The organism is Bacillus sp. AG4(2022), assembly GCF_031844465.1.
Lineage (GTDB): Bacteria > Bacillota > Bacilli > Bacillales > Cytobacillaceae > Bacillus_AB > Bacillus_AB infantis.
Genome location: NZ_JAUZVH010000018.1, coordinates 23,466 through 29,642, shown reverse-complemented (window position 1 = coordinate 29,642; position 6,177 = coordinate 23,466). Strand labels below are relative to the sequence as shown.

The window sequence follows — 6,177 nt, the reverse complement described above, 5'->3', positions numbered from 1 at the left end:
GTTCGTTCAGTTTTCAAAGAACAATCTCTATCGCCCTGAAGCGACTTAACTATAATAACATTTTAATCAGTCGCCGTCAACACTTTTTTTGAAGTGTTTTTTCAGGCTGTCCTCAAATGTGATTTGCTGACTTGATTGATTATAGCAGGATATCAGGTGCTTTACAAGGACTTTTTTATATTCCTATCAATCTTTATTTTTCTCAGTTTCATTCATACAATCGTCAGGTCAGTGATCATCTTCACCTAAAAACAAAGCCGGCATCTGCCGGCTTCTATAAAACTTCCTCAATATATAGATGTCTGCTGCTTTCCAGGCGGAGGATTTCATCTGTTGCGATGATTTTAATCATCGGCCGCGTCGGATGCTGTTCTTCAATAAAGAGTATTTCAGCTCTTCTTCCATCTGATAGAATGACTCTGCTTCCGATAGAGAAGGTGATGAGTCCTGACCCCAGTGCCTGGATGGCCTGGAGATCATATTTCCCGAAATCATCCTGCATCATCATCTCAAGCACTTTAAATGGGGAACGCTTGAGACGGTACTGCCTTTCAGATGTCATGGCATGGAAGGTGTCTGCAACTGCTATAATTTTGGCGATAGGATGGATCTTATCTGATTCCCCGAACGGATATCCGCTGCCATCCAGCCTTTCATGATGCTGGAACACGGCAACCTTGGTGCTTTCCCTTAAGAGCGGCAGGTTTTGGATCATTTTATAGCTGTAGGCGCAGTGGTTTTTGATTTCATTGAATTCGCTTTGGGTCAATGAAGTCTTTTTATTGATGATAGCAGGGCTGATTTTTGCCATCCCGCAGTCAGCAAGACAGCCAGCTAATGCAATCTGGACAATGTCCCCCTTGCTGTAGTTGAGTTTTTTTCCGATAAAGGCGCTCAAAAGCCCTACTGCAATCGGATGCTGATAAAGGTAGTCGGCTTTTGTGGAAAAGTGATAGAGCGAAAATAGTTCTGCCGGATTGGTTTCCGTAGCTTCGATAAGCGGAATCAGGATGCTTCTGATTTTCGAGATATCTATCTGCATGCCTGACTGCCAGGCAGTGAATTCCTTTTTAAAGTCCTGAACAGACCTCAGGAACAAGTCAGCACCCTTTAGGGAGGTATTCACCTGGCTGGATGGGCTGCTGTCCTTCTCTTCATCTGCCCCCATTCCATAAGGATAGAACGGCATGCCATCAGAGAGAGTCTTCTCCACTGCGGCATCTTCGATGAAGAATGCCTTCATCACTTCAAGCAATTCTGCTGTCAGGACTGTTTTCTTTTTGATGATCGGACGGTTTGTCAGACTGAAGATATCCTCAGCCAGTATGCATCCTTCTTGCAGGTCATTTAGATTTACACGCACAAGCTGCACCCCAATTAAGTCTTTTTTACTATTTTACTTTATTTTGCCAAAAAAAAGGAACACAAAATTTGTGTTCCTCTCAATTCTTGATTATTCATTTTCATCTTCGGATGGAGCCTCTGCAGTTTCTTCAGTAGTTTCAGCATCCAGAATTTCTTCTTCTTCAGCCAGGGCCTCTTCAAGCTTTTCTTCTTCTTTTTCGACCTTGGCGACGGTTGCGACATATTCACCTTCGCTGTCATTGATGCGGATCAGCCTTACACCTTGTGTGTTCCGGCCCATCGTAGATATATCTCCGACCGCCATGCGGATAAGCACGCCGCCTGTTGTGATCAGCATGATGTCTTCTTCGCCTGTGACCACTTTAACTGCCACAATTGTTCCGTTCTTATCAGTGATATTGCCTGTCTTGATTCCTTTTCCGCCTCTGCCCTGGACGCGGTATTCCATCTCAGGGGTCCTTTTTCCATAGCCTTTCTTTGTGACCATGAGGATCTCTGAGTTTTCCTCGAGCACTTCCATTCCGACCACTTCATCATCGGTGTCCAGGGTAATCCCTTTGACGCCGGTGGCGGTACGGCCCATGGATCTGACATCTGTTTCAGGGAAACGGATCAGCTGCCCGTTTTTCGTGCCGATGATGATTTCCTTGCTGCCGTCTGTGAGGCGGACGGAAATCAGTTCATCGCCTTCACGCAGGTTCAGTGCGATCAGGCCGTTGTTGCGGATATTTCCGAATGAAGTAAGCGGGGAACGCTTTGAGATACCTTCTTTCGTTGTGAAGAACAGGAACCATTCGTCCACAAACTCTTCAACCGGAATGACGGCATTTACCCACTCATCTTTATTGATGCCAAGCAGGTTGATGATCGGAATCCCTTTGGCCGTACGGCTGAATTCAGGGATCTCGTATCCTTTGGCACGGTACACCTTCCCTTTGTTCGTGAAGAAAAGAAGGGTATTGTGGGTGGACGTTGTAATCAGGTGCTCAACAAAATCGTCCTCATTGGTTCCCATTCCCTGGATTCCGCGGCCTCCGCGCTTCTGGGCCCGGTAGGTCGATACAGGAAGGCGCTTGACATACCCGTTATGCGTGAGTGTAATGACGATGTTTTCACGCGGGATCAGGTCTTCATCCTCTATCTGTTCAATACCGCCTGATACAATTTCTGTGCGGCGCTCGTCATTGAAGCGCTCCTTGATTTCTGTAAGCTCTTCTCGGATGATTTCAAGCACCTTTTCCTCGTCTGCAAGGATTGCCTCCAGCTCGGCAATCAACTTAACAAGGCTCTGGTATTCATCTTCGATCTTCTCGCGCTCAAGGCCTGTCAGGCGCTGCAGTCGCATATCGAGGATGGCCTGTGCCTGCTTATCGGATAATTCAAATTGAGTCATGAGCCCTTCTCTGGCAATCTCAGTTGTCTGAGAGCTGCGGATCAGGCTGATGACTTCATCCAGATGGTCAAGCGCGATGCGCAGGCCCTCAAGGATATGAGCCCTTGCCTGGGCTTTCCTCAGCTCGAATTCCGTCCTGCGGCGGATGACTACCTGCTGGTGGTCCAGATAATATTTCAGGCATTGCTTCAGGTTCAGAACCTTCGGCTGGCCATCGACAAGTGCGAGCATATTGATGCCGAAGCTCGTCTGCAGGGCCGTCAGCTTATATAAATTGTTAAGGATGACACTTGCGTTGGCATCCTTGCGGACCTCGATGACAATCCTCATCCCGTTCCGGTCGGACTCATCCCTTAAGTCAGTGATGCCGTCGACCTTTTTGTCGCGGACAAGCTCGGCGATTTTTTCGATGAGCCTGGCTTTATTGACCTGGTAAGGGATTTCATGGACGATGATCGTCTCTTTGCCGTTTGATTTTGTCTCGATATCCACCTTTGCCCGAAGCGTGATGGAGCCGCGGCCTGTTTCGTAAGCCTTGCGGATTCCGCTGCGGCCAAGGATCATGCCGGCTGTCGGGAAGTCGGGGCCAGGGATGATTTCCATCAGCTCCTGAATGGTGATATCAGGCTCCTGGCTTATTGCAAGTACGCCGTCAATGATTTCCCCAAGCTGGTGCGGAGGGATGTTGGTTGCCATCCCTACGGCAATCCCGGTGGTTCCGTTCACAAGCAGGTTAGGAAACCTGGCCGGCAGGACAACCGGCTCTCTTTCTTCGCCGTCATAGTTATCCTGATAATCAATCGTATCTTTATTAATGTCACGGAGAAGCTCCATGGAGATTTTGGACATACGGGATTCTGTATAACGCATGGCTGCTGCAGCGTCGCCATCAACAGAACCGAAGTTGCCGTGTCCATCGACGAGCATATAGCGGTAGTTAAAATCCTGCGCCATCCGGACCATTGTTTCATAAACGGCAGAGTCGCCGTGCGGATGGTATTTACCTATAACATCGCCGACAATCCTGGCAGATTTTTTATAAGGCTTGTCTGAGTGCATGCCAAGGTCATGCATCGCGTATAAAATACGGCGGTGCACCGGCTTTAGTCCATCACGGACATCGGGCAGCGCCCTTGAAACGATTACACTCATGGCATAGTCAAGAAACGAAGACCTCATTTCCTGGCTTATATTTATTTCTGTTACACGGGAACTAGGCGTCTCAGCCATAGAAGGTACCTCCTTATAGGAACATCGCAAGGCGTTTCAGCTCAATAGAGCCGGTGGCGCCTGGTGCCATAACATTTATCGAAGTTCATATGCCGCCGCAGAGCCCGAAGGAGGACTGGCAGCATTTTTGGAAAAAGGGACTCCCCGGCAGATATCATAAACAGCCGGAAAAAGAGCCATGATATAAAAAGCAGGATAGAGGGCGTCATTCTATCCTGTCCTGAAAATTAGATGTCGAGGTTTTTAACGTATACCGCGTTATCCTCGATGAACTGCCTGCGCGGCTCAACTTTGTCGCCCATAAGGATTTCGAATGTTTCATCGGCTTCGATTGCATCTTCAAGGCTGACCTGAAGGAGCGTCCTGGTGCCCGGGTCCATTGTTGTTTCCCAAAGCTGCTCAGGATTCATTTCCCCAAGACCCTTGTAGCGCTGGATATTCGGTTTCGGAGCCTTCGGAAGCTCTTCGAAGATCTGATCAAGCTGCTTATCATTATAGGCATATTCCACCCGCTTGCCCTGCTGGACCTTATATAGCGGCGGCTGAGCGATATAGATATAGCCTGCTTCAATGATCTGCCTCATATAGCGGTAGAAGAACGTCAGGAGCAGTGTTCGGATATGGGCACCATCGACGTCTGCATCGGTCATGATGACAATTTTATGATAACGTGCCTTGGAAATTTCAAAGTCATCGCCAATCCCTGTACCAGCAGCCGTTATGATGGCCCGTACCTCGTTATTGGATAGGATCTTATCCAGGCGGGCTTTTTCAACATTGAGGATTTTACCCCTCAGAGGAAGGATGGCCTGGAAGTGGCGGTCACGGCCCTGCTTGGCGGATCCTCCGGCAGAGTCACCCTCAACGATGTACAGTTCACTGATGGAAGGGTCCTTTGAAGAGCAATCTGCCAATTTACCCGGCAGGCTTGATACCTCCAGAGCACTCTTTCTTCTTGTCAGCTCGCGGGCTTTTTTCGCAGCAAGCCTCGCCCTTGCAGCCATCAGCCCTTTTTCTACAACCTTCCGGGCAACCTGCGGGTTTTCCATCAGGAATTTTTCGAAATGGTCTGAGAAGAACGTGTCAGTGACTGTCCTTACTTCCGAGTTGCCAAGCTTCGTTTTTGTCTGCCCCTCGAACTGGGGATCCGGATGCTTGATCGAGACGATTGCGGTGAGCCCTTCACGGACATCCTCTCCGGACAAATTGGCATCACTGTCTTTGAAGATGCCATTTTTCCTGGCATAGTCATTGATCACCCTCGTCAGGGCTGTCTTAAAGCCGGACTCATGGGTTCCGCCTTCATATGTGTGGATGTTATTGGCATAAGAATAAATATTGCCAGTAAAGCCGTCATTATACTGGATGGCAACCTCGACGGTGATGCCTTCCTTTTCGCCTTCAATATAGATCGGTTCTTCGTGGAGGACTTCCTTCGTCCTGTTGAGATGCTCAACATAGGACTTGATTCCGCCTTCATAGAAATACTCGCTCTTTTTATTTTCGGCGCGCTTGTCTTCAATTGTGATTTTCAGGCCGCGGTTCAGGAAAGCCAGCTCCCGGATCCGGTTTGCCAGTATTTCATATTCGTATTCAAGCGTTTCGGTGAAGATTTCGCCATCAGGCTTGAAGTGGATCGTTGTCCCGGTTTCTTCTGCTTCCCCGATGACTTTCAGATCCGCAGCAGGGACGCCGCGTTCGAACTTCTGGTAATGAAGCTTGCCGTCACGGCGGACAAATACCTCAAGCTCTGTTGACAGGGCATTCACGACAGAGGCGCCAACACCATGCAGACCGCCGGAAACTTTGTATCCGCCGCCGCCGAATTTACCGCCGGCATGCAGGACGGTCATGATGACCTCGACTGCCGGACGGCCCATTTTCTCATGGATGCCGACCGGAATTCCGCGCCCGTCATCCACTACCGTGATGCTGTTATCTTTTTCAATGATGACATTGATTTCTGAACAATATCCGGCCAGGGCTTCATCTATACTGTTATCAACGATTTCCCAGACTAGATGGTGCAACCCTTTGCTGCTTGTTGAACCGATATACATCCCCGGACGCTTCCGGACTGCTTCGAGCCCTTCCAGAACCTGTATCTGATTCTCATCATACGATTGCTCCTGAATAGCCTTTTCCTCCATTGACACATCGATCACCTACACTTTCCATTTGCATTACTC

The 6,177-nt window shown here is 48.8% G+C and carries 3 protein-coding genes; all 3 read right to left on the bottom strand.

The features are described 5' to 3' along the window. Positions 1–274: 274 nt before the first annotated feature. Entirely contained in the window at positions 275–1,372 is a 1,098-nt protein-coding gene (locus tag Q9R36_RS25855) for an HD-GYP domain-containing protein (protein WP_224948526.1), read from the bottom strand. Between the two features lie 81 nt (positions 1,373–1,453). Next, positions 1,454–3,988, bottom strand: coding sequence for a DNA gyrase subunit A (gene gyrA / locus Q9R36_RS25850; RefSeq protein ID WP_311226168.1), 2,535 nt, complete (start codon positions 3,986–3,988; stop codon positions 1,454–1,456). A gap of 227 nt (positions 3,989–4,215) precedes the next feature. Next, on the bottom strand, positions 4,216–6,138 hold the full coding sequence (gene gyrB / locus Q9R36_RS25845) for a DNA topoisomerase (ATP-hydrolyzing) subunit B (RefSeq protein WP_009791667.1): 1,923 nt from the start codon (positions 6,136–6,138) through the stop codon (positions 4,216–4,218). Positions 6,139–6,177 lie beyond the last annotated feature (39 nt).